Source organism: Shewanella waksmanii ATCC BAA-643 (assembly GCF_000518805.1).
Taxonomy (GTDB): domain Bacteria; phylum Pseudomonadota; class Gammaproteobacteria; order Enterobacterales; family Shewanellaceae; genus Shewanella; species Shewanella waksmanii.
This window is the reverse complement of record NZ_JAEH01000044.1, coordinates 22,904-46,234: the sequence shown is the minus strand read 5'-3', so window position 1 is coordinate 46,234 and position 23,331 is coordinate 22,904. Positions and strand designations below refer to the sequence as shown.

Genomic DNA, 23,331 nt, shown 5'->3' with positions numbered 1-23,331 from the left:
ATGGGTTGCGTCCAGTCTAATCTACCATGCTTTCTTAACCATGTAAGGACCGTACTTCGACCTTGAATACCGTAGTGCTGTTGAGCTTGCTTATAGGTTAGCTCGCCTTTTTCTACTTGACTGACAATGGCTAATTTAAAGCCTAATGTGTAATCACGTTGTGTACGTTTAATGCTGATTGTGCTTGAAGGTTTCATAGATAAGTCTCCAAAGTGTCAACTTATCTCAGGACGGGACATTCATCATAAAAAAAGCCAATGACATGTCATTGGCTTTTTTGTTGTCCATCCGGTTAGGTATTATACCTCGATACCTGCTAACGCATCCGCGACGATTGCCGCACGCCAGCCCGTGAGTAGTAATGGCATGTTTTGCGCTACCTGCCCTTGCCAACGCCACTGTAAATACTCGTGAATATGACGTTTTGAGCCCAGCAGTTCAATGGCAACTTCATGTTGCTCAGCCAAGGCAACCAGGCAATTCTTTAACGCTTTAAATGCGGACTTATAACCAGGCTTTAGTGCAATAACATCAATCGGTTTAGGAGGATTATCCAAATCTGCTTTGGCCATGACCGCAATAATTGCCTTGGCATTGATGCGCTTTTCTTGCTCTGTCAGTTCCACCATTTTATAAATGTCGCTCGCTTGCTTTGGCTGCTTTTTTGCCAAACCAATCATCGCATGATCTTTTAACACAAATCCCAAGGCTAAATCTTTTTCTAAAGCTCGCTCTAAACGCCAGCTGGCCAAAACTTTTAAATAGGCTAATTGCCGCGGGCTTAACTGAAAAGCATTCTTCACTTTTAGGTAAGCGCTTTCAGGATCAGGCAAACTTAAACGCCCTTGTGTCATGCGCTCACTTTCCTCAAGCAGCCACTCAGTCCTATTCATTTGCGCGAGCTTTTGCTGCAATTGCGGCAGCAAGTTGTATAAATAATAAACATCGTTTGCGGCATAGTTAAGCTGCGCTTGGGTTAGAGGACGTTTGATCCAGTCAGTGCGTGATTCGCCTTTATCAAGAGTCACTTGTAAACACTGCTCCACCAGTTTAGCGTAACCTAAACCATGGCCCATACCACATAGTGATGCCGCTATCTGGCTATCAAAAAGCTGCGCGGGTTGGCATTGTCCATAACGGGCAATCACCTCTAGGTCTTCACTGCATGAATGCAAAACCGTAAGTCTGTTTTTATCCGCTAATAGTGCCCAAAAATCATTTAAGTCAGTAACGGCAACCGGATCAATCAATGCCAATGTTTGACCATCATATACTTGGATTAATCCAAGGCGTGCATAGTAAGTGCGGGTACGCACAAACTCCGTGTCTAACACTAACAACTTGGCGCTTTGATATTGCTCAACCAACTTGGCTAAGCTGGCATCATCTTCGATATAGTCAAACGTTAACAAACTCTTCTCCCTTAATCCCAAACGCCATAAAAAAAGCCAGCTTAGCAAGCCGGCTTTTATCGATTTAGGTAAAATCAATCAACCTGTATGATTTACGCTGATTTAGCCTCATCACGTAATTCACGACGTAGAATTTTACCTACGTTGGTTTTTGGCAACTCGTCCCTAAATTCTACCAGTTTCGGAACTTTATATCCCGTCAAATGATCGCGACAATGGCTAATCACTTGCTCTTCGGTCAAAGATCTATCAGCGGCGACCACAAATACTTTAACTAATTCGCCCGACGCCTCATGGGGAACCCCAACTGCCGCCACTTCAACCACCTTAGGATGCAGTGCGACCACTTCTTCTACTTCGTTAGGGAACACATTAAAGCCACTGACCAAGATCATATCTTTTTTACGATCGACAATAAAAAAGAAGCCTTGTTCGTCCATATAACCGATATCACCAGTAGCAAGATATCCGTCTTTATCAATTACTTTACCTGTTTCTTCAGGTCGTTGCCAATAGCCTTTCATCACTTGCGGGCCTTTTGCATACAGCTCGCCTGTTTCGCCTTGTGCCAGCACCTTGCCATCATCGTCACGCACTTGCATATCAGTATTAGCCACAGGGAAACCGATAGAGCCATTGTAGCCATCAAGGTTATATGGACAACATGTCACAAGCGGTGAAGCTTCGGTCAAACCGTAGCCTTCTAATAAGCGAGTTTGGGTAATCGACTGCCACTTGTCAGCCACAGCCCGTTGCACAGCCATACCACCACCAATTGACAGTTTCAGTTCGCTAAAATCTAAATTGGTAAACTCTTCTGAATTGACCAGTGCATTAAATAGCGTATTCACCCCAGTTAGCGCAGTGAACGGATGTTTGCGCAGTTCCGATACAAATGCAGGAATATCTCTTGGGTTGGTGATCAGTAGATTGTTCGCCCCTTTGTGCAAGAACAACAAGCAATTCACGGTTAACGCAAAAATATGGTAGAGCGGCAGAGCCGTTACCACGAACTCTTTACCATCAATCAATAGCGGAGAATAAGCAGCGTCAGCTTGCAGCAGATTGCTGACAATATTGCCGTGGGTAAGCATTGCCCCTTTCGACACGCCTGTGGTGCCACCTGTGTACTGCAAAAATGATAAGTCATCATTAGTCAGTACCGGCTTAACATACTGCATACGGCGGCCTTTCGATAACGTTCGGCGCATAGAAATCGCTTGCGGTAGGTGATATTTAGGCACCATCTTTTTGATGTATTTAACAACAAAATTAACCAATGTGCGTTTTGGTGCACTGAGCAAATCGCCCAAGCCGGTGAGAATAACGCTCTCTACTGGCGTTTGATCAACCACTTCTTCGAGTGTGTGAGCAAAGTTTGACACCACTACAATGGCTTTAGCACCGGAATCGTTAAGCTGATGTTTTAACTCTCTAGGGGTATACAGCGGGTTAACATTCACCACCACCATGCCGGCACGTAAAATACCGAATAACGCGATAGGATACTGCAGCAAGTTAGGCATCATAATGGCGACACGGTCACCCTTTTGCAGTTTAAGCTCGTTTTGCAAATAGGCAGCAAACGCACGGCTACGCTCTTCAAGCTTACGATAGGTCAACGTAGCGCCCATATTGACAAACGCAGGTTGGTCAGCGTATTTGCTCACAGAGCTTTCAAATAAATCAACTAAAGAGCTATATTGCTCAGCGTCGATTTCAGCCGGCACATCTTCTGGTAAATGGTTAATCCAAAGTTGTTCCACGAGTATCTCCTGAATCCCCACAAACAGTGGCTATAGGCGTCTTTGGCCTAAAAGTTTGAAAAAACAAACTAAAATCACTGATTTAATTATTGTTAGTAACGCCTCAAAAAATCATACGGGCGTTTTAATTTTGATCATCATCACACAAATAGAGTAAAAATCCTAGTCCCAATTTCTATCTATCTGCAAATCGCTATTCTGGCATTAAACAGGCCAATATATGTTGTGCTACATCAACGGCATTGCCCATGTGCAGATGGTGATCGCCTGACAATTCAACCTGAGTCAGATTGGTAAACCAATGCTGAACATCCTGTTGATGTCGAGTCATTGGCCGAAAACCTTTATCACCTACAATCAGCATAGTCGGACATTGATGAGGATTCATTAAACCTTCAACGTGCAACGGCCCAAGGCGCATGGGCGAATCAAGCTTAAGCCGAGGATCGCTACGCCAGTAGGCCAGGTCATCGGCAATAGTTAGGTTGCGCGATAGTATCAACCGGCTCCAAGGTTCAGCTAATCCAGTTAGCTTAACTCTGGCTTTTACCGCAGCGTCAATACAGATGGCTTTGGCTGGACTCCCAGGGCGTTGCCGATGCTGAAGCACACTCTTAATCAAGCGCTGCCGCGCATTGGTTTCGGGCTCACTTAACGGAATCAGCGCTTCAATTAACACTAATTGTCTTACTCGTTCGGGGAAACTGGCAGTATAGGCTGAGGCAATCAACCCACCTAAAGAATGGCCTATCACCGCATGAAGCGGTCGTGTTGCTGTTATATGTTCAATCAAGGCATCGAGGTCAAACAAATAGTCGAACCAATGCAACGCATAGCCACCAGGACGATGCTGCGAACCACCATGTCCTGGCCAATCAATAGCTAAAACCTGGTAGTGCTGGCTAAGATATTGTGCCAATGGCTCAAAGCTATTGGCATTGTCTAACCAACCATGTAACGCTAACAGCAGAGGCTTATCGTCTGCTCCCCACACTTTACCTGTGAGCTCGATATGAGGCAGCGCAATCACTACCTCATTTTTTGCGGGGCAAGACTGCCACATAAATCCTCTACTGTCAGTGAAAATTGACTTACTTTTTAATAAATTTGAGCGTCATGCGATCACTCTCACCTATCGCGACATATTTTTGCTTATCTTGGTCACCCATGGCTAACCTTGGCGGTAAGGTCCACACGCCTTTTGGATAATCTTTAGTGTCTTTAGGGTTGGCGTTGATCTCTGAGCTCGCCACTAGATCAAAGCCAGCCTTGCGTGCCATTTCAATGGTTTGCTCTTGGCTCATATAGCCAGATTTAGGATCCATTCCGGGGTTAGATCTGTGTTCAACAACACCAAAAATGCCGCCGGGTTTAAGCACACTATAAGCAGAATCGAACACAGTTTGCAGTTGATCTTGCATTGCCCAGTTATGCAGGTTTCTAAAAGTCAGCACCACATCAGCACTGTTATCTTCTCCTAAAGAAGATAAACGAGGCGGTTCAAACGGGAAACTACTGGCGTTACCCAATTGTGTTTTGTTGGTGGTGATCCACTCCTCAAGGGCTTTGCCAAGACGAATTTTGTAACCTGGAGATTTCACATCCTTGGGAGGATTGGCATCAAAGTTTGCACCAATGTAATGACCTTCTTTTGCGAGATACGGGGCAAGAATTTCAGCATACCAGCGACCACCGGGCCACAGTTCAATCACAGTATGGTTAGGTTTTACACCAAAAAAGTGTAGGGTTTGTTTGGGGTGACGGGAATCATCACGCTCAGCGTTGGCTGGGGTACGTAGTTCATTGTTAAGTGCGCTATCTAAATCACCAGCACTGGCAAGCGGGCTTAATAACATGCCAGCCAATAATGCTGATACTAAGGTACGTTTTTTCATTATTAGTATTCCTGAGTAATTGAATCAGGATTAACCTAACAGCAGTTGCGATAAATATTCAACAAAACAAACACTAGTTTACAATTTTGTCGATTTTGACTTGGCCGCATGACGTAATACTCGCTGCCAACACAAGTACAACATCCATAATGAAAACGCCAACCAGATGGCAACCCAGATCCATGCGGGAATCCAGGTCATCTGTGCAAGCGCTACCGCATCACCCCGGCCACTCAAGCCCAATAACACTAAGGGACTGGCCAAAGCATTGAGCATAATCATCATCGCCACAACCCGCAGCGTACCCGCTAGCAGGCTGACATGGGACAATTTAAGCGGCAGCAATAGCAGTAATACCAGTGATGACAGGATAACAATCGTCAGCAGATCCCGTGCCCAAAGCAAAATGGTCAATGCAACTAATGCTGCTAAGCAGGCAAAACTGACTCGAATCGCCCGCTGCCAAGTCGCCAAGTTGTATATCAAGTATCCCCATAAAGCCGCACCAAAATAGCCACAAAAAGCGATAATAATCGGCCAGCCACCTTGGCTATAACAAAGACCCGCGCCATTTGGAAACAACTGGATATGGCTCACGCTACCCGCAGTCAACACCGTCGCTATACCATGAGATAACTCGTGAAAATAACTTTCTAGCCATTTAAAAGGCACGCTTATAAATGGGATGCGAATAACAATAATCGCTAGCAATAACTCGAGGAAAAATCGGCTCTTGCTCGGCATAGCAAAATGCGCGCTGTCGCTTGAAATCCTAGCAGAGTCCATTGGACCGTTAGGCATAGGTGTCGATGCCTACCATTTGAGAAATAGCGTCTCGTTGCTCAGCATGTTGATTGGTTAAGTAGGCGCCGATGGCCCCCTGATGTGTATTAGCGTTCTGATCATACTCAAGCTGAGCTTGCTGCTTAGCCGCCATATCATGGGCCACCAGCTCTTGTTGCGGCTTAGGCGCGCTTTCATAATCTAAGGTTTTACTTTGCTGAGACTGTTTTTCGAGTGGCTCAATGTAATCATTACCCGTCACGACTTGAGTCAAACTATCAATAGCCGGCGCCGAGCTCGCGTTTTGAATACGCGAAACCGTGGGTCCTTGAACTGGCGATTGTATTGGTGTGATCATCTCGTTAACTCTTAAACCTTTACCACTCGAAACAATATTATTGGATTTTACAACTTAACCATAGCAAGTACATCTATCACCTGCCGACTTAGCCACTTTGCCTAAACAAGCCACATTATAGCCATCGTTAATTATTGTGAGCGCGCATTTTAAGCCACTCGGTAGATTAAAGACTACCCTATTTTATTCGCGACCGGGTAATTTTTTCCACGTCACAGTGTCACGTAGATATACCGGAGCTAGACCATCAACATCGGTCGCTAAACCTTGTTTATGGGCTTGCTCAGCAAGCGGTAACATAAACTTTGCCTCTGGAAATTTCGCTATTTCACTGATTGTAGCAGCTGAAAATAGGGCTGTTAATTGCGGATAAGCTTCAAAGCCTGTGCCGCACAAAACAACCTGACTATCAGTATCCACTTGATAGCTCACCGCTTCGGGTAGGCAGACATGCTCTTCTCCAACCCGTTCTGCACGGCCTTCAACGTTAGTGAATTCTGCCCAATACACTTCGCCCATACGCGCATCAATGGCGGTCAGCACATGCTGAGCCCCCTCCTCGCTAATGGCCGCTTGCGCCATTGCTTGCAGTGTGGATATCCCAACAACCTCGATATCTTGGCCTAACGCCAACCCTTGGGTCATCGAGGTGCAAATACGGATACCAGTAAAGCTCCCTGGACCACGACCATAGGCAATAAAATCAACTTCGGCTAAGGTTATTGATGCCTGCGACAATACATTGTTTACCATTGGCAACAACCGCTGACTATGCTCCCGAGGCGCATCAGCTTGCTCTGCAAAGACTTTGCCTTGGTAATAAAGTGCAACCGAGCAGGACTCAGTGCAGGTATCAAGTGCCAAGATACAGTGAGTTGCGTCTGCCAATAGATCTTCAAGCATGTATTTTCTCAGTTTTTATCAATTATTTTAAGCTAGAGCCACGTGCTGAACCTGACCCAACTGCGCAAGCGCTAATTATACCTAAAAATTACCATTGCACTAATGCCCAGCCGCTATTTTCAATCCCTAGCTAGGATAACTGGCTATTTAAACAGCAAAACTGTCTTGGCCTAAAGCATTACCACCGGCAAATACCTAAACTTTTGTATGCGCTATCGCGACTTCGCTTTGCATGAGTGATCACCAAGACACCAAATAGCAAATACGCGACACAGATCACAATCGCAAGTCTCACTATCGCGTTAAACTTGCGCCAAATCAAAGCGCATGGCGCAAATTCTCTGTAGTCAACAACGCAGTCGGGAGTTCATATGCCAATACCATCATCTTCGTCAGCCTTACCTAGAATCGTTATTGTGGGAGGCGGCGCAGGCGGACTTGGCTTGGCAACCCAACTGGGCCACAAACTCGGCCGCAGCCAACAAGCTGAAATTATCCTTGTTGATAAGAACCGAACCCATATATGGAAACCCCTGCTGCATGAAGTTGCAACCGGCTCGTTAGATGCGGATCTCGATGGTGTCGTATACTCGGCCCACGCCGTAAAACATGGCTATCATTTTCAACTCGGTACGTTTGAGCAACTCGATTGTAACGCCAAGCAGATAACGCTAGCGGCGATCACTGATGCCAAAGGCAAAACCTTGCTACCGCAGCGGCAATTGGCATTCGACAAGTTAGTTATCGCAGTGGGCAGTGTCAGTAACGATTTTGGCACCCCAGGGGTAAAAGATCATTGTTTCTTCTTAGACTCACACGAGCAAGCCAATCGTTTTCATGATCATTTACTCGACAGTTTTACTCGCGTTCATCAAGCCCATGAACAACACAATGCTACAACTGGCGGTCAACAAAACCAGCTCAACATTGCCATTGTGGGTGCGGGAGCAACAGGCGTTGAGTTATCTGCAGAGCTTTACCATGTCACAGAGATGCTTAAAGTTTATGGCCTAAGTAAAATGACCGCGGACAAACTCAGCATCGATTTGATAGAAGCCGGCCCCAGAATTTTACCCGCTTTGCCAGAGCGCATTAGTGCTTCAGCACGCCAAGAACTGTCGAAACTCGGCGTTAATGTTAGGGAAAACACCCGTATTGCAGAGGCAACCAGCCAAGGGTTTGTTACCGACAAAGGTGAGCTGATTCAAGCGAACTTAATGCTATGGGCGGCCGGGGTTAAGGCACCTGACTTTATTGCTAACCTTGCCGGTTTTGAACTTAATCGCAACCACCAAATAGTGGTTAAACCTACCTTACAAAGCAGCACTCACGACGACATTTTTGTTATTGGCGATTGCTGTGCTTGTGAGCAAGCTGATGGCAAGCTAGTGCCGCCGCGGGCACAGTCTGCGCATCAAATGGCACAATGTGTTGAAACTAATCTGGTTAACTTCTTTAATCAGCAGCCATTACAAGACTATCAATACGTCGATTATGGGTCACTTGTTAACCTATCACGCTTTAGCACCGTTGGCAGCCTTATGGGTAATCTCACTAAAAACAGTATGTTCGTTGAAGGTAAAATTGCCCGATTTATGTATATCTCGCTGTACCGCATGCATCAAAAATCCATCCATGGCAGCTTAAAAACCTTTGGATTGTGGCTCACTGAAAAGATGATGCGTGTGGTGCGTCCGCGTATGAAACTGCATTAATACCAATCGGCATAAGAAAGTGATCTACTCAGAGCTATTTCTGGCAAACTAATTCGAGACGAATAACTTAAGTAATAGTGATTCTATTGTGAAGTTATTCAACGAAGAAGTAGGCAGCCAAAAAATCTCCCAAAGGGCGAGTTTTAGCGCTTCTGATACTGTGTAAACGAACTTGAACATAGAGTAACTATGCCCTTCATTCGTTGCAAGCCACATGGATGTGGTGAATGTCATTAATGCACGACTATAGGGATATAGGAGGTAGAGTAACGCAGGAGCAGTTACCGAGGAGCATTTAATGACCTTGTCTCAAAAGCGCTAAACTCTCGCTGAGCGATCACATCTTTATGCTGATAGGTATAACAGCTAGCTGATTGTTTTAAGAAAAGTTAATGCCTTATCCAGATTTCGTGTACGCGACATAGGCGGCAAGCTATTAAGGAACGCTTGGCCATAGGGACGATTAACAATGCGGTTATCGCACAAGATTAATACCCCGCGGTCTTTCTCGTCGCGGATAAGACGACCCACTCCCTGATTCAATGAGATCACCGCTTGTGGTAAAGACAGTTCATTGAACGGATCTTTGCCCTTGCGACTGACCCCTTCTGCCCTAGCTTTATACAAATTATCATCCGGCGACATAAAGGGTAGCTTGTCAATTATGACGCAACTAAGCAGTTTGCCGCGTACATCAACGCCTTCCCAAAAAGCGCCTGTTCCCAGTAGTACCCCATTGCCGAGCTGTCGGTACTTCTTCAGTAGGACTTGCTTGCTAGCCTGGCCTTGTACTAACAGCGGATAGTTAACCCTGCCGTTTAGCAACTGCGCCACGCGGTTCATCATGCTGTGGCTAGTAAACAAAATAAAAGTACGCCCTTGCGCGGCATTAATTGCTGCGATTGCGACCTCAACAAGTTGGTTGGCAGCATGAGCTTGCTGACTCACCCGGCCTAGATGACGGGGGACACAAAACAGCGCTTGTTTTGGGTAGTCAAAGGGGCTATCAAGCAGCAAACTACGGCAGTTTTTTAACCCCAATGCTTGTTGAAACAAGCTTAAATCACGATCGATTTGTAAGGTTGCTGAGGTAAAAATCCAACTCACCTTATCGTTAAACAACTCACGGCACTCTTTAGCCACATCAATGGGCGATATACGTAACGTTGCATAGCCATCACTGAAATCGATACTGTAGGCAGCATTGCTATTATCACATTGAAAATAAACATTCAGCTTATCAACGAGGCCTTGCCATTTTTCAATAATATCGTCGAGCTGTTCTAAGCGGCCGACATAGCCCAGTAACACCTTTGCCAGTGCGGTCAGCTCTTCGAGCAGTTGCCACGCCGCTTGCATCAATTGTTTATTGCCGATCAGCTGGCGCCAATCATGCTGGGCGCTATCGTAGAGCTTATCTTGCCACTCAAGCAGTAAGGTTAAACATCGACTGCTCAAAATGCCGATTTGTGGTGAATCTGCCAGTTGTTGACGGTAGAGTTTCTCCATCTGCGCCAAAGCCTTAGCTAAAGTCCCTAGGTTTAACTGTTGACCAAAGTAAGTCACGGCGATATCAGGTAAGAGATGAGCTTCATCAAAAATGACCGCATCGCTATCGGGTAGCAATTCTGCGAAGCCGGTTTCTTTAAGGATTCGGTCAGCAAAGAACAGATGGTGATTAACCACAATGATCTTTGCATCCATGGCGCGGACCCGCGCTTTGCGGGTAAAGCAATCATCGTAATATTCACAGCGCTTACCTAAGCAATTATCTTTGCTACTAACCACATAGGGCAGCGCGGGTGATTGCTCAGAGACTGACGTTAAGCCCCCGATATCACCGTCTAAACTTTGTCCGGCCCAATGATTAATGCGCAGTAAGTCATCAAGTACTTGGCTGTCCATTGAAGTGGCGCCTTGCACTTGCTCCGCCATATGGTGTTGACAGAGATAGTTATTACGACCTTTCAACAAGGCGATTTTAGGATCGATATCTAGCATATCGAGTAATGCGGGTAAATCTTTGTAGAACAACTGCTCTTGTAAGTTCTTACTCCCGGTACTGACAATCACTTGCTGGCCACTCAGCAATGCGGGGATCAAATAGGCATAAGTCTTACCTACCCCAGTACCCGCTTCGACTACCAAGGTTTTTTTACTCACTAAATGTTCGCTGACACTGACAGCCATCTCGACCTGTTGCGGTCTAGGACTATAATCTTTGACTTGAGTAGCAATCACACCGTTATCGGCAAATACGCGATGCACTTCTTTAGTTAGGCGGGTCGTCACAATGCTGGGTAGTAATCATTTAATGTTAGCGGCTTTAGTGACTGCATTATGCCAACAATCAGCATATCTACAACTGCTCATTAGTATTGTCTATCGGATTATTACTAATTTCATGGCCCAATATCGAGGTACTTTATTGTTTTGTTATTAGAACAAGCATGACATTTTGATGAAGTTTATTCATCCAGCCAAATTAGGGCTTGCAATCAAACCGCAAGTTGATTAGTTTAAATGTCAATCGCGCATAAATTGCGCCAAACGAATTTTATTGAGATAACGAATTATGCAAAAGCTTTTGAACACTATCCATCATCACCATCATATGCGGTAGCCTTCGGAAGCTCACTGCCGAAGGACTATTTCCTTCCGGCGGTTGATTCAAGAATATCAAAAACCCCTGGAAGGAATTCCAGGGGTTTTTTAGTTTTCGGCTTAAAGAATTGTTTTTAAAGAAAAATATTTAAGTTTATTGAATCAAAGTTAAGGAAATAACCATGTCAGAGTCAAATAGATTACGTATCGCAATCCAAAAATCAGGTCGCCTTTCTAAAGAATCGCAAAAACTACTGAAAAGCTGCGGCGTAAAATTCAATGTTAACGAACAACGATTAATTGCCCACTCTGACAACATGCCAATTGACCTGCTGCGTGTGCGTGATGATGATATTCCAGGCCTAGTCATGGACGGTGTGGTTGACCTAGGCATTATCGGCGAGAACGTTCTCGAAGAGGAACAAATTGAGCGTCAAACTTTAGGTAAGCCGGCTGAATGCGTCAAACTTCGTGATTTAGATTTTGGTGCCTGCCGTCTATCACTCGCTGTACCGAATGAATTTAGCTATCAAGATGCCAGTTCATTAGAAGGACTACGCATTGCCACCTCATATCCCAACTTGCTACGCCGCTATATGCAAGAAAAAGGCATTACTTACCGCGACTGTATGCTAAAAGGCTCAGTCGAAGTTGCCCCCCGTGCTGGTTTAGCTGATGGAATCTGCGATTTAGTTTCAACTGGCGCGACCTTAGAGGCGAACGGACTATATGAAACTGAAGTGATTTACCGCTCTACGGCTTGTATCATTCAATCTGTTCAGCAGCAAAGTGATGATAAACAAGCGCTTATCAATAAAATCTTGTCACGTATTAACGGTGTTGTCCGTGCAAAAGAGAGTAAGTACATCCTACTGCACGCGCCAACCGACACCTTAGAGCAAATTGTTGCCCTACTACCAGGTGCCGAAAACCCTACGGTGTTACCACTTAACGATGACTCCAATCGTGTCGCCATCCACGCAGTCAGCACCGAAGATCTGTTCTGGGATACGATGGAAGAACTCACTCAACTGGGTGCGAGCTCAATTTTAGTAATGCCAATTGAGAAAATGATGGGATAACACCATGGCTGATACAACTATCAATCAATTAAATTGGTCATCACTCACTGATGCACAACAAGCTCAAGCCTTGTCACGCTCACCGCTTATTGGTGACAGTGGATTAGAAGCCAATGTGCAAAACATTATTAATGCTGTGGCTGAGCAAGGTGATAGCGCACTGCGCGCTTTTTCAAGTCAGTTTGATGGGGTTGAGCTGCAGGATATTGCCCTATCGGCGACGGCCATTAGTGAGGCCTGCGATAGAGTCAGTATTGAAATAAAGCAGTCTATTGCCCAGGCCATGGCTAACATTGAAGCCTTTCACAGTGCCCAAGCCTTTCAAGCTATCGATGTGCAAACCCAAAGCGGCGTGCGCTGTGAGCTAAGAAGTGAGGCGATTGAAAAAGTCGGTTTGTATATTCCTGGTGGCACTGCGCCACTAATCTCAACCGTGCTCATGCTGGCACTGCCGGCTAAAATAGCCGGTTGTCAGCAACGGGTGTTAGTCAGCCCGCCGCCGATAAACGATGCCATCATCTATGCGGCCTATGCCTGTGGTATTAGCGAAATCTATCAAGTTGGTGGAGCGCAAGCCATTGCCGCCTTAGCACTCGGGACACAAACCGTACCTAGCGTAGACAAAATTTTTGGCCCTGGTAACCGCTACGTCACCGAAGCTAAGCGCATTGTCTCGCAGGACAGTCGCTGCGTGGTGAGTATCGATATGCCGGCTGGCCCATCTGAGGTGCTCGTTATCGCCGATGGTCAGGCCAATGCACGTTTTGTTGCCGCCGATCTACTATCTCAAGCTGAACACGGTAGTGATTCTCAAGTGATATTAGTCACCGACAGCCAAGGCCTTGCTGACGCTGTTGACGCCGAACTGGCAATACAATTAACTGCCTTGCCACGACAAGATATCGCCCGCGATGCACTCAGTGCTAGCCGTACAATTATTGTCGATAATATCGAACAAGCGGTATCTGTCTCTAATCGTTACGGGCCAGAACATTTAATTATTCAGACCCAAAATCCACGCGCACTGCTCAGTCAGGTTCGAGCTGCCGGTTCAGTATTTTTAGGGGCCTATACGCCTGAATCTGTGGGTGACTATGCCAGTGGTACCAATCACGTATTACCCACCTATGGATACAGCCGTGCGGTATCTAGCTTGTCACTAGCTGATTTTAGTCGCCGCTATACCGTGCAAGAGCTAACGCCGCAAGGGTTGATGACGTTGAGCCAAAGTGTCATGACATTGGCCAATGCTGAACAACTTGATGCTCACAAAAATGCCATCGCGGTTCGCCTAGAAGCCATGTCAGAGAAGGAAGGTTAATATGACAGCTGTAACCTCATTGGCTGCTAAACTGGCGCGGCCAGAGCTTTTGAACCTAACTCCATATCAGTCAGCTCGGCGCATCGGTGGTGAAGGCGAGATTTGGATCAATGCCAATGAATCGCCTTTCAACAATAGCGACGTTGCACAGCTTAACCGTTACCCTGAGTGTCAACCGCCACAGTTGATTCAGGCTTACAGCGATTACAGCGGCGTTGATAGCCAGTCTATTGTGACTAGTCGCGGTGCTGATGAAGCCATTGAACTGCTGATCCGCACGTTTTGCATACCCGGACAAGATAGTATCGCGTGTTTTGGCCCGACCTATGGCATGTACGCCATTAGCGCGCAAACCTATAATGTGGGCGTAAATGCCTTGGCATTAGATGACAACTATCAATTACCGGCCAATATTGACAGCCAAGTGGCTGACGCCAAGCTCGTGTTCATCTGCAATCCAAATAACCCAACAGGGACGGTAATAGCACTTGAAACCATTGAGTCAGTCGTTAAACAATTGCCTAATGCGATAGTGGTTGTCGATGAAGCCTATATTGAATTTTGCCCACAATACAGCGCCGCATCGCTGGTCAACCAATACGATAACGTGGTGGTGTTACGCACCTTATCGAAAGCGTTTGCTTTAGCGGGCGCCCGTTGTGGGTTTATGCTGGCCAATATTGATATTGTTGACCTTGTAATGCGCGTCATCGCCCCCTACCCGGTTCCCAAGCCCGTAGCCGATTTAGCAACGGCAGCTCTAAGCCGCCAAGGCATTGACCAAATGCAAACTCAGGTCAGTCAACTTAAAAGCAACGGTAAAGCATTGGCTCAGGCACTGCGTAATTATGGCGCTGAAGTGTTACCGGCAAACGGCAATTTCGTACTCGCAAAGTTTGCCAATATCGCCGCGGTAAAACAGCAATTAATCACCGCAGGTGTGGTAGCGCGAACCTATAACGATGCCAGACTCACCAATTGGATCCGTTTTAGCTTTAGTGATGAGCAGCAAACCCAAACATTAATCCAGTTATTTCAGTGATCACGCCAGCGCAGCAAAATTAATAACAAAATTGAAGGTAGAACAGATGAAACAGAAAATCCTATTTATAGATCGCGACGGCACCATCATTGAAGAGCCCGCTATCGACAAGCAGGTTGATAGCCTAGCTAAACTGGTATTTGAACCTAACGTGGTACCGGCGCTACTGAAATTACAAGCTGCAGGTTACCGTTTAGTGATGGTGAGTAATCAAGATGGTTTAGGGACTCCTTCGTTCCCAAAGGATGATTTTGACGCACCACAGAACATGATGATGCAGATCCTTAACAGCCAAGGTATTCAATTTGATGAAGTGCTCATCTGCCCCCATTTTGATGACGAGAACTGTAGCTGTCGTAAACCCAAACTGGGGTTAGTCAAACGCTATCTTACTGAAGGCTTGGTTGATTTCACTCAATCTGCAGTCATTGGCGATCGCGAAACCGATTTAGGTCTAGCCGATGCCATGGGAGTTCAAGGATTGCAGTACAGCCGAACTGAACTCGACTGGATGCAGATTTGCGACAAGCTGCTAAGCAGCAACCGCCAAGCCAGTGTCATCAGAACCACCAAAGAAACGGATATTCGGGTCAATATCGACCTGGATAGCAGCAACAAGAGCGTCATTAATACCGGGATTGGCTTTTTTGATCACATGCTAGACCAAATTGCCACCCACGGAAATTTCAAAATGGATGTCACTGTTGATGGTGATTTAGAGATAGACGATCACCACAGTGTTGAAGATACTGCCCTGGCTATCGGTGATGCCATTCGCCAAGCATTAGGTGACAAACGAGGCATTGCACGTTTTGGCTTCTCAATCCCTATGGATGAAGCCAGTGCCCATTGCCTACTGGACCTCTCTGGTCGTCCTTTCATCAAGTTCGACGCTGATTTCTCTCGCGAAATGGTCGGTGAAATGGCAACAGAGATGGTGCCGCACTTTTTCCGCTCACTTGCCGATGGCTTGCGCTGTACCTTGCACCTATCAACCCAGGGTGACAACGACCACCACAAAGTAGAGAGTTTGTTCAAAGTCATGGGTCGTACTTTACGCCAAGCCGTCACCATTGAGGGTGATGCATTACCATCAAGTAAAGGTGTGTTATGAGCCAAGCTGATATAACCGTTATTGTCGACACCGGCTGCGCCAACTTAAACTCAGTGCGCTATGCTTTTGAACGTCTTGGTGCTAGCGTAGTGGTGACCGACGATCTACAAACAATAGCCAGTGCCACAAGGGTGGTGCTGCCGGGAGTGGGGACAGCCAAAGCGGCTATGGCTGCACTCAATGGCAAACAGCTTGTCGCCACCTTAAGTCAATTAACCCAGCCAGTGCTTGGGGTTTGCTTAGGCATGCAGATGCTCACTAAGCAATCCCAAGAGCGGGGTAATGCGGCGCAAGACTGCCAATGCCTAGGTTTGATTGACACCCAAATTGAACAGCTCGATAGTCATCAATTGCCGTTGCCGCACATGGGTTGGAATCAAATCACGCCAAGCAGCCACCCATTATTTGCTAACATTGAGCCTGGCAGCTACGTGTATTTTGTCCATAGCTACCGTGCGCCATTAGGCGCACACACCATTGCCAGCTGTGAGTATGGCGAAACCTTTAGCGCCGCTATTGCTAAAGATAATTTTATGGGCGTGCAATTCCATCCTGAGAAAAGTGCCCAAGTCGGCGCACAGATTTTGACTAACTTTTTAAAAATGGGCGTCACTCAAGCGCCATTAACGGAGGCGCAAGCATGATTATTCCAGCAATAGATCTGATTGACGGCCAGGTGGTTCGCCTCTATCAAGGTGACTATAACCAGCAAACCACTTTCGAATATAGCCCACTTGCACAGCTACAAAGTTACCAAGATCAAGGTGCAACATGGTTGCACATTGTTGATCTTACCGGTGCGAAAGATCCTGCCAAACGGCAAATCAAATTGATTGGCGAATTGGTCAACGGCCTAGAGGCTAATATTCAAGTTGGTGGCGGTATTCGTAGCGAACAACAGGTCGCCGAACTATTAGAAATAGGCGTGAAACGGGTAGTCATTGGCTCGTTAGCGGTCAAAGAAACCGCGCTAGTGCAATCTTGGTTTAAGAAATACGGCAGCGATGCCATCTGTTTAGCTTTGGATGTCAATATTAATGACCAAGGTGAAAAAATCGTGGCGGTATCGGGCTGGCAATCTGGCGGCGGTAAAACGTTAGAGTCGCTTGTTGAAGCATTTAAGCCCTATGGTCTTAAGCATGCTTTAGTAACGGATATTAGTCGTGACGGTACTTTAAAAGGCAGTAATACCCAACTTTATCAGGAGATTGCCTCAAACTATCCTGATATTCAGTGGCAGGCCTCAGGCGGAATTGCAAGCCTTGAAGATGTTGCAGCGGTGCGTGACAGTGGCGCCAATGGCATTATCGTCGGTAAGGCATTGCTTATCGAAAACTTCACAGTAGCGGAGGCGATGACATGCTGGCCAAACGCATAGTTCCCTGCCTTGATGTCCGTGAAGGCAAGGTTGTTAAGGGCGTACAGTTTCGTAACCATGAGATTGTTGGTGATATTGTGCCATTAGCAGAGCGTTACGCTATTGAAGGTGCAGACGAGTTAGTTTTTTACGATATCACTGCCAGCGCTCATGATCGTGTGGTTGATAAGAGCTGGGTGAGCCGCGTTGCTGAGAAAATTGATATCCCCTTTTGCGTGGCTGGCGGCATTAAGACGCTAGCGCAAGCACGGGAAAAACTCGCCTTTGGTGCCGATAAAATCTCAGTTAACTCCCCTGCGCTATCAGATCCTAGCTTGATTGACCGCTTACAAGACGAATTTGGTCGTCAATGTATCGTGATTGGAATCGACTCCTATTATGATGCCGACAGCGACAGCTATAAAGTGAAGCAATTCACCGGTGATGAAGCCGCCACCAAAGATACTCAGTGGTATACCCAAGACTGGGTTGAGGAAGTGCAAAAACGTGGTTGCGGTGAAATTGTACTGAATGTCATGAACCAAGACGGGGTGCGTCAAGGTTACGATCTTAAGCAACTTTCTATGGTTCGCGCTATTGCCGATGTGCCGCTGATTGCCTCTGGTGGTGCTGGCACCATGGCCCACTTTGCAGATGTGTTTCTTGAAGCCAATGTCGACGCGGCCCTTGCCGCAAGTGTATTTCACAAAGGCATTATCGACATCAATGAGCTAAAACAATACCTGACCACGCGCGGTGTCGCGGTGCGAACCTAATATTTTAAGGCTAATAACAGTGAATAAAATGAAAACAATGGCGCAATTTGAACAACTCGACTGGGATAAGCAAGAAGGTTTATTACCTGCTGTTGTTCAAAACCATCTCAGCGGTAAGGTATTAATGCTTGGCTATATGGACAAAGCCGCATTAGCTAAAACCCTTGATACCCAAACCGTGACCTTTTACAGTCGCAGTAAGCAACGTTTGTGGACCAAAGGGGAAACCTCTGGCAACACGCTAAATTTGGTCGCTATCGATGCAGATTGTGACAATGACAGCCTATTGGTGCAAGTCCTCCCCAATGGTCCAACTTGTCACCTAGAACGTGAAAGTTGCTGGCCCGATGGAGAAGCACATCCATTTATCGACAATCTCGCCCATCTCATTGCCTCGCGCAAGGGCCAAGATCCTAAGTCGAGTTATACCGCCCATCTGTTTGATCGCGGCACCAAGCGCATCGCCCAAAAAGTGGGAGAAGAAGGCTTAGAAACCGCACTGGCGGCGGCTACCCATGACAAACCAGAGCTAATCGATGAAGCATCGGATCTGATTTATCACTTGCTAGTGCTACTAGAAGACCAGCAACTGTCATTGGCAGATATTCACGCCAATCTGTTGCAGCGACATCAAGCTAAGCAGTAACTTGCAGGCTAATCTACTGGTTAGCATTTATGCAACTACCCAATCAAAAGCGCCCAATGGCGCTTTTTTTTATGCTTTTGCTGCAATTCACGTTAAAATCGCAGCCATTATGAAATAACAGGTAAAACATCATGGCAATTCAATGGTATCCGGGACACATGCACAAAGCGCAAAAAGAGATCGCAGAGGTCATGCCTCAAGTCGATCTGGTGATTGAGGTGCTCGATGCGCGTATTCCCTATAGCAGTGAAAACCCCATGGTATCCTCACTACGTGGCGACAAGCCCTGTATCAAATTGCTCAATAAGTCAGATTTAGCAGATCCGCTAGTCACCCAGCAATGGATTGAATACCTTGAGCAAGAACAAGGCGTTAAAGCCATGGCCATCACCACATTACAAGCAGGCCAAGTGAAGAAAATTCCCGATTTATGCCGTAAGTTTGTCCCAAGTCGCGACAAAATTGAAAAAGATATTCGCACCATGATCATGGGGATCCCTAACGTCGGTAAGTCCACCATCATAAACACCCTAGCCGGCCGCACTATCGCAAAAACCGGCAACGAACCGGCTGTGACAAAAACCCAGCAGCGCATTAACCTCAGAAACGGCATTGTATTATCCGATACACCCGGCATTTTGTGGCCTAAAGTGGACAACGAAAAAAGCAGCTATCGCCTAGCCATAACCGGTGCAATTAAAGATACCGCCATGGACTATGAAGATGTGGCCATGTTTGCCGCTGAGTATTTTTTAGCAGCGTACCCACAAGCAATAGCTGAGCGCTATCAACTCGACAGCTTGCCCGATACTGACATTGAACTGCTTGAGGCAATCGGTCGCAAACGTGGTTCTATGCGCCCAGGTGGACGTATCGATCTACACAAAGCATCAGAGTTAGTGCTGCATGAATTCCGCTCAGGAAAAATGGGCTTACTGTCGCTTGAAACACCGGCTATGGCAGAAGTTGAGAAAGTCGAAGTCGCAAAGCTCATCGAAGAAAAAGAAGCCAAACAGAAAGCACGTAAAGAGAAAGAAGCACTAAAACGTGCCGGTAAACGTCATAAGTAAACCTATCGCTAAATAATTAACTGCCATTAGCACCTATTACTGGCAGTTAATTATTATAGCTTATTGGATTTAATGGTTTTTGTCAGCGAAGACAAACAGTGAACCCTCACTGTTGATACTGGGCATACTCGATGATCATCGGCATTTAACCAATAAGTGTTTAGTCCCGCCTCCACGGCAGGTAAAATATCGTTATCGAGATTATCTCCGACCATAGAAACCTGATTGGCTGCCATATTCAGCTGCGCCAAAATCCTATCAAAAAACACGCGACTACCTTTGCCAATACCTAAATTCTGATAACAGAAATACCCCTCAATATAGGAGTCTAAATTTACCCGTTTAAATGCCGCTGCAATCTCGTCCACTGCAGAATCTTGGGCATTGGTTGCCACAAAAATTCGATGGGTGCGCGACAAAGTTTGCAAAGTTTGAAGGGCACAATTTACCGCCTCAACCCTTGGCCAATCGCACATTTTGCCGCTCATATTGGGGTTATCAATCATTAATGTGTCACCCCAATCAAATAATATCACCGGTTTCATCAAATCCCTGTTCCCGTCAAGTCATATCATTTAGCTATTTTATCAAGCAACTTATCACAGCTTTCTTCAAGCAAATCTAGCACTAACTCAAAGCCATCACCGGCACCATAATAGGGATCGGGCACTTCAGTGTAGTGATTGTCAGCAAACGACAAGATAAGTGCGAGTTTATGTTGATGGGCACTGGGACAACGGCGTTGTAGGTCTTGCAAGTTTTGTCTATCAGCAGCAAGAATTAGATCAAAACGGTCAAAATCATCGGGTACCACTTGACGCGCTTGCATACCGTCAAAACTAAGCCCGCGTTTTCTGCCGGCCTGCATAGAACGCGGATCCGGTGCTTCACCTTGGTGGTGCGCTATCGTGCCAGCAGAATCAATCACAATCTCCACACCCCGCTCGACCACTTTTGCTCGCATTACAGCTTCTGCAGTAGGTGAACGACAAATATTGCCCATACAGACGAATAAAACTGATGAGACTTCCATGATATCAATATCCTAATTAAGGTTTAGTGAACGAAAAAGTGAATAGTAATCGCAACCTACATCGTCGATGTTCAGCATTCACAATGATGCTTCTATTAACCACAAACGCCTAAAGATCATGTAGTAACTACAAGGCGTTAGTCAAAGAAAGCTATCACAAGTTTAATTAAAGTTCACATTGTTAATCCTTCTCGTTATTACAGCACAAGCACTGCAAACGATAGTGCCTGCCTATAACCTATGACCTACTACCTAATAGTTATGGCCGTCCCAAAACTGGGATTTTGATTGCGATAATCCGTCCCAGAATCGAGATAATCAAGTTAAGCCTATATTTGAAAAACAGGTAAAATACTGAATAAAAACAGTTTTAATTATTGGCACATTAACTGCTAACTACTAAACGATTACGTAAGTTAAAGCTAAGAGATAACTATGGACATTACTCGTGCAACAAAAAAGGGATCGACCACTCAGCGCACGCGCTGGCTTATAGTCGGTATCGCTACCACTGCGCTTATCTGTGGATTGCTGCTCACCCGTAGCGAAGCATCGCATATGGTAAGCAGAGACACACTACTGACAGACCAAGTCCAAAGAGGCGAAATGCTGGTTACTGTGCGAGGAACAGGCCTATTAGTCCCCAAAGATATTCGCTGGATTGCCACCCATGTTGAAGGGCGGGTTGAACAAATTTTAATTAAAGCTGGCGCACGGGTAAAAACAGGTGACCTTTTACTAGTACTTAGCAATCCCCTACTAGAGCAACAACTGGAAGAAACCAAATGGGAGCTCGAGGAGCTAGAAGCAGAAACTCAAGCGCTACAAGTCGCTATGGAGTCTGAATTACTGGACCAACAAGCAGCGGTTGTGAATGAAAAACTCAATTATGAGCGGGCTTTACTCACCTTAAATGCCCACAACCAGTTGCTCGAGCAAGGCATTATTGCTGTTTCAAAAATTGCTCATGAAGAAATTAAGATTGATGTCGACCAATTCAAAAAACGTTGGCAACTTGAGACTCAAAGACTCAACAAGAGAAAGGAAAATCTAGTCGCTCAACGTCTCGCCTATCAAGCGCGCATAAACAGAATGAAACGCATCTTACACCGAGTGAAAACCCAAGTGGATGCGCTAAATGTCACAGCTAGCATGGACAGTATTGTGCAAGAAATGCCAATGGAGCTAGGACAGCAAGTGAATGCCGGCACCAATTTAGCCAAGCTTGCCCGTGATGATAAGTACCTTGCAGAGCTGCGAATACCTGAAAAAAAAGTTAAAGAGGTGGTGGTGGGCCAACGCGTCACCATAGATACACGCAACAGTTTAATCAGTGGCACAGTGCAAAGAATTGACCCTGCTGTGATCAACAGCTCTGTTCAAATTGATGTCGCCTTAGAAGGAGAACTTCCCATTGAGGTAAGGCCTGATCTCACCGTTGAGGGTGTCGTAGAAATTGACCGTATTAGTGACACACTATACGTGCAGCGTCCGATGTTTATTAAAGGCTACAGCCAGAGTGACATCTATTTAATCAATGAAGAAGGAGATTATGCCTACAAAAGAAGTATCAAGTTTGGGCGGATGTCGAGTCGCTATATTCAGGTTCAATCGGGGCTCAAATTGGGTGAAAGCATCATCGTTTCGGATGCTTCGTCGTGGAATCAACATAATCAAATCAAAATCAATTAGGAAGATATTATGAACAATCAACGGTTAGTAGAGCTGACAAACATTAATAAAACATTTGTCACTGATGAAATTGAAACTCAAGCGCTCAGCAACATCAACTTAAGAATCGATAAAGGCGAATACGTGTCAATCACCGGCCCGTCTGGCTGCGGTAAATCAACATTGTTGTCACTCTTAGGCCTACTTGATAACTCCTCTGCCGGCACTTACCTGCTGGCCAGTCACGACGCATCAGACTTAAGCAGAGATGAACGGGCTCAGATACGCAATAAAGAGATAGGGTTTATTTTTCAGTCGTTTAATCTAATCAGCGATTTAACCGTAGCAGAGAATGTCGAACTGCCGTTAACTTATCGCGGCGATATCAGTAAACAAGAAATAGCCAAGATGGTGCGCGAATCACTAGAGAAAGTCGATATGGCGCATAGAGCTAATCACTTCCCTTCCCAGCTATCGGGAGGACAACAACAGCGGGTTGCGGTTGCAAGAGCAATTGCCGGTAAACCCTCGCTAATCTTAGCCGATGAGCCGACAGGAAACTTGGACTCCAAGAATGCCCATGCAGTGATGACGATGCTCGACCAGCTTCACGAAGAAGGTGCAACGATATGCATGGTTACCCATGATCCTCGTTCGGCGGATCGTGCTGAGCGCGTGATAGAAGTGTACGACGGCAAAATTGTTGCTGATCAGCTAACCAAAAAGCATCAACAAAACAGTAGCGATTTCTCTGCAATCGCAATTTAGTGATAATAAAAATAA

At 46.0% G+C, this 23,331-nt stretch carries 23 protein-coding genes and 1 other annotated feature; of the genes, 12 read left to right on the top strand and 11 right to left on the bottom strand.

Features of this window, described 5'->3' with window-relative positions:
- From L865_RS0115870 to tsaB, 8 genes are all read right to left on the bottom strand, one after another.
- Positions 1-197: helix-turn-helix domain-containing protein (locus tag L865_RS0115870; RefSeq protein WP_028774137.1), on the bottom strand; the 197-nt coding region annotated here is incomplete at its 3' end.
- Between the two features lie 102 nt (positions 198-299).
- Positions 300-1,412, bottom strand: a complete 1,113-nt coding sequence (gene rnd / locus L865_RS0115865) for a ribonuclease D (protein ID WP_028774136.1) — start codon at positions 1,410-1,412, stop codon at positions 300-302.
- A gap of 92 nt (positions 1,413-1,504) precedes the next feature.
- On the bottom strand, positions 1,505-3,178 hold the full coding sequence (gene fadD / locus L865_RS0115860) for a long-chain-fatty-acid--CoA ligase FadD (RefSeq protein ID WP_028774135.1): 1,674 nt from the start codon (positions 3,176-3,178) through the stop codon (positions 1,505-1,507).
- A gap of 193 nt (positions 3,179-3,371) precedes the next feature.
- Entirely contained in the window at positions 3,372-4,241 is an 870-nt protein-coding gene (locus L865_RS0115855; RefSeq protein ID WP_028774134.1) for an alpha/beta fold hydrolase, read from the bottom strand.
- Between the two features lie 28 nt (positions 4,242-4,269).
- A complete protein-coding gene (locus L865_RS0115850; RefSeq protein ID WP_028774133.1) occupies positions 4,270-5,073 on the bottom strand; it encodes a class I SAM-dependent methyltransferase in 804 nt (267 codons plus the stop codon).
- A gap of 78 nt (positions 5,074-5,151) precedes the next feature.
- On the bottom strand, positions 5,152-5,874 hold the full coding sequence (locus L865_RS0115845) for a M50 family metallopeptidase (RefSeq protein ID WP_028774132.1): 723 nt from the start codon (positions 5,872-5,874) through the stop codon (positions 5,152-5,154).
- The gene (locus tag L865_RS24020) at positions 5,867-6,214 is read right to left on the bottom strand and encodes a hypothetical protein (protein WP_037471363.1); all 348 of its coding nucleotides are present in this window, start codon (positions 6,212-6,214) and stop codon (positions 5,867-5,869) included. Before L865_RS24020 ends, L865_RS0115845 begins: the two co-directional genes overlap by 8 nt.
- Positions 6,215-6,397: 183 nt before the next feature.
- Entirely contained in the window at positions 6,398-7,117 is a 720-nt protein-coding gene (tsaB, locus tag L865_RS0115835) for a tRNA (adenosine(37)-N6)-threonylcarbamoyltransferase complex dimerization subunit type 1 TsaB (RefSeq protein WP_037471361.1), read from the bottom strand.
- Positions 7,118-7,488: 371 nt separating this feature from the next.
- On the opposite strand from tsaB, the gene L865_RS0115830 reads away from it, so the two are divergent.
- Positions 7,489-8,832 carry an NAD(P)/FAD-dependent oxidoreductase gene (locus L865_RS0115830; RefSeq protein WP_028774130.1) on the top strand — a complete coding sequence of 448 codons (1,344 nt, stop codon included), beginning with the start codon at positions 7,489-7,491 and terminating at the stop codon, positions 8,830-8,832.
- Positions 8,833-9,198: 366 nt separating this feature from the next.
- On the opposite strand, the gene yoaA is transcribed toward L865_RS0115830, so the two are convergent.
- Positions 9,199-11,124, bottom strand: a complete 1,926-nt coding sequence (gene yoaA, locus L865_RS0115825) for a DNA repair helicase YoaA (RefSeq protein WP_028774129.1) — start codon at positions 11,122-11,124, stop codon at positions 9,199-9,201.
- A 306-nt stretch (positions 11,125-11,430) separates the two neighbouring features.
- Positions 11,431-11,550: a sequence feature (His leader region), on the top strand.
- A 68-nt stretch (positions 11,551-11,618) separates the two neighbouring features.
- On the opposite strand from yoaA, the gene hisG reads away from it, so the two are divergent.
- The 9 genes from hisG to ylqF all read left to right on the top strand — a co-directional run bounded on the left by hisG (position 11,619) and on the right by ylqF (position 19,844).
- On the top strand, positions 11,619-12,518 hold the full coding sequence (hisG, locus tag L865_RS0115815; protein WP_028774128.1) for an ATP phosphoribosyltransferase: 900 nt from the start codon (positions 11,619-11,621) through the stop codon (positions 12,516-12,518).
- Positions 12,519-12,537: 19 nt separating this feature from the next.
- A complete protein-coding gene (gene hisD, locus L865_RS0115810; protein WP_028774127.1) occupies positions 12,538-13,839 on the top strand; it encodes a histidinol dehydrogenase in 1,302 nt (433 codons plus the stop codon).
- 1 nt (position 13,840) lies between these two features.
- The gene (gene hisC / locus L865_RS0115805) at positions 13,841-14,881 is read left to right on the top strand and encodes a histidinol-phosphate transaminase (RefSeq protein WP_028774126.1); all 1,041 of its coding nucleotides are present in this window, start codon (positions 13,841-13,843) and stop codon (positions 14,879-14,881) included.
- A gap of 46 nt (positions 14,882-14,927) precedes the next feature.
- Positions 14,928-15,995, top strand: a complete 1,068-nt coding sequence (gene hisB / locus L865_RS0115800) for a bifunctional histidinol-phosphatase/imidazoleglycerol-phosphate dehydratase HisB (RefSeq protein WP_028774125.1) — start codon at positions 14,928-14,930, stop codon at positions 15,993-15,995.
- Positions 15,992-16,639 carry an imidazole glycerol phosphate synthase subunit HisH gene (hisH, locus tag L865_RS0115795; protein WP_028774124.1) on the top strand — a complete coding sequence of 216 codons (648 nt, stop codon included), beginning with the start codon at positions 15,992-15,994 and terminating at the stop codon, positions 16,637-16,639. The genes hisB and hisH overlap by 4 nt, the downstream gene beginning before the upstream one ends.
- Entirely contained in the window at positions 16,636-17,373 is a 738-nt protein-coding gene (gene hisA, locus L865_RS0115790) for a 1-(5-phosphoribosyl)-5-[(5-phosphoribosylamino)methylideneamino]imidazole-4-carboxamide isomerase (protein WP_028774123.1), read from the top strand. The genes hisH and hisA overlap by 4 nt, the downstream gene beginning before the upstream one ends.
- Positions 17,355-18,128 (top strand): imidazole glycerol phosphate synthase subunit HisF, encoded by a 774-nt coding sequence (hisF, locus tag L865_RS0115785; RefSeq protein WP_028774122.1) that lies wholly within the window; start codon positions 17,355-17,357, stop codon positions 18,126-18,128. The genes hisA and hisF overlap by 19 nt, the downstream gene beginning before the upstream one ends.
- Positions 18,129-18,156: 28 nt before the next feature.
- A complete protein-coding gene (hisIE, locus tag L865_RS0115780) occupies positions 18,157-18,774 on the top strand; it encodes a bifunctional phosphoribosyl-AMP cyclohydrolase/phosphoribosyl-ATP diphosphatase HisIE (RefSeq protein WP_028774121.1) in 618 nt (205 codons plus the stop codon).
- 131 nt (positions 18,775-18,905) lie between these two features.
- On the top strand, positions 18,906-19,844 hold the full coding sequence (gene ylqF / locus L865_RS0115770) for a ribosome biogenesis GTPase YlqF (protein WP_028774120.1): 939 nt from the start codon (positions 18,906-18,908) through the stop codon (positions 19,842-19,844).
- Between the two features lie 53 nt (positions 19,845-19,897).
- Here the strand turns inward: ylqF and L865_RS0115765 are convergent, their stop codons facing one another.
- Both L865_RS0115765 and L865_RS0115760 read right to left on the bottom strand, forming a co-directional pair.
- On the bottom strand, positions 19,898-20,389 hold the full coding sequence (locus tag L865_RS0115765) for an HAD family hydrolase (protein ID WP_028774119.1): 492 nt from the start codon (positions 20,387-20,389) through the stop codon (positions 19,898-19,900).
- Positions 20,390-20,415: 26 nt separating this feature from the next.
- On the bottom strand, positions 20,416-20,877 hold the full coding sequence (locus L865_RS0115760) for a low molecular weight protein-tyrosine-phosphatase (RefSeq protein WP_037471359.1): 462 nt from the start codon (positions 20,875-20,877) through the stop codon (positions 20,416-20,418).
- A gap of 435 nt (positions 20,878-21,312) precedes the next feature.
- Here L865_RS0115760 and L865_RS0115755 point away from each other — a divergent pair, with 435 nt between their 5' ends.
- Positions 21,313-22,569, top strand: a complete 1,257-nt coding sequence (locus tag L865_RS0115755) for an HlyD family secretion protein (RefSeq protein WP_028774117.1) — start codon at positions 21,313-21,315, stop codon at positions 22,567-22,569.
- A gap of 9 nt (positions 22,570-22,578) precedes the next feature.
- The gene (locus tag L865_RS0115750; protein WP_028774116.1) at positions 22,579-23,316 is read left to right on the top strand and encodes an ABC transporter ATP-binding protein; all 738 of its coding nucleotides are present in this window, start codon (positions 22,579-22,581) and stop codon (positions 23,314-23,316) included.
- The last annotated feature ends 15 nt before the right edge of the window (positions 23,317-23,331 follow it).

What these genes read in the sequence shown, in the direction of transcription:
- hisH (WP_028774124.1), top strand. Translation starts at nt 15,992, where the DNA reads ATGAGCCAAGCTGATATAACCGTTATTGTCGACACCGGCTGCGCCAAC.
- hisF (WP_028774122.1), top strand. Translation starts at nt 17,355, where the DNA reads ATGCTGGCCAAACGCATAGTTCCCTGCCTTGATGTCCGTGAAGGCAAG.
- L865_RS0115855 (WP_028774134.1), bottom strand. Translation starts at nt 4,241, where the DNA reads ATGTGGCAGTCTTGCCCCGCAAAAAATGAGGTAGTGATTGCGCTGCCT.
- L865_RS24020 (WP_037471363.1), bottom strand. Translation starts at nt 6,214, where the DNA reads ATGATCACACCAATACAATCGCCAGTTCAAGGACCCACGGTTTCGCGT.
- tsaB (WP_037471361.1), bottom strand. Translation starts at nt 7,117, where the DNA reads ATGCTTGAAGATCTATTGGCAGACGCAACTCACTGTATCTTGGCACTT.
- hisC (WP_028774126.1), top strand. Translation starts at nt 13,841, where the DNA reads ATGACAGCTGTAACCTCATTGGCTGCTAAACTGGCGCGGCCAGAGCTT.
- hisA (WP_028774123.1), top strand. Translation starts at nt 16,636, where the DNA reads ATGATTATTCCAGCAATAGATCTGATTGACGGCCAGGTGGTTCGCCTC.
- L865_RS0115755 (WP_028774117.1), top strand. Translation starts at nt 21,313, where the DNA reads ATGGACATTACTCGTGCAACAAAAAAGGGATCGACCACTCAGCGCACG.
- ylqF (WP_028774120.1), top strand. Translation starts at nt 18,906, where the DNA reads ATGGCAATTCAATGGTATCCGGGACACATGCACAAAGCGCAAAAAGAG.
- L865_RS0115845 (WP_028774132.1), bottom strand. Translation starts at nt 5,874, where the DNA reads ATGCCTAACGGTCCAATGGACTCTGCTAGGATTTCAAGCGACAGCGCG.
- hisG (WP_028774128.1), top strand. Translation starts at nt 11,619, where the DNA reads ATGTCAGAGTCAAATAGATTACGTATCGCAATCCAAAAATCAGGTCGC.
- hisIE (WP_028774121.1), top strand. Translation starts at nt 18,157, where the DNA reads ATGAAAACAATGGCGCAATTTGAACAACTCGACTGGGATAAGCAAGAA.
- L865_RS0115750 (WP_028774116.1), top strand. Translation starts at nt 22,579, where the DNA reads ATGAACAATCAACGGTTAGTAGAGCTGACAAACATTAATAAAACATTT.
- hisB (WP_028774125.1), top strand. Translation starts at nt 14,928, where the DNA reads ATGAAACAGAAAATCCTATTTATAGATCGCGACGGCACCATCATTGAA.
- L865_RS0115830 (WP_028774130.1), top strand. Translation starts at nt 7,489, where the DNA reads ATGCCAATACCATCATCTTCGTCAGCCTTACCTAGAATCGTTATTGTG.
- L865_RS0115765 (WP_028774119.1), bottom strand. Translation starts at nt 20,389, where the DNA reads ATGAAACCGGTGATATTATTTGATTGGGGTGACACATTAATGATTGAT.
- L865_RS0115760 (WP_037471359.1), bottom strand. Translation starts at nt 20,877, where the DNA reads ATGGAAGTCTCATCAGTTTTATTCGTCTGTATGGGCAATATTTGTCGT.
- L865_RS0115850 (WP_028774133.1), bottom strand. Translation starts at nt 5,073, where the DNA reads ATGAAAAAACGTACCTTAGTATCAGCATTATTGGCTGGCATGTTATTA.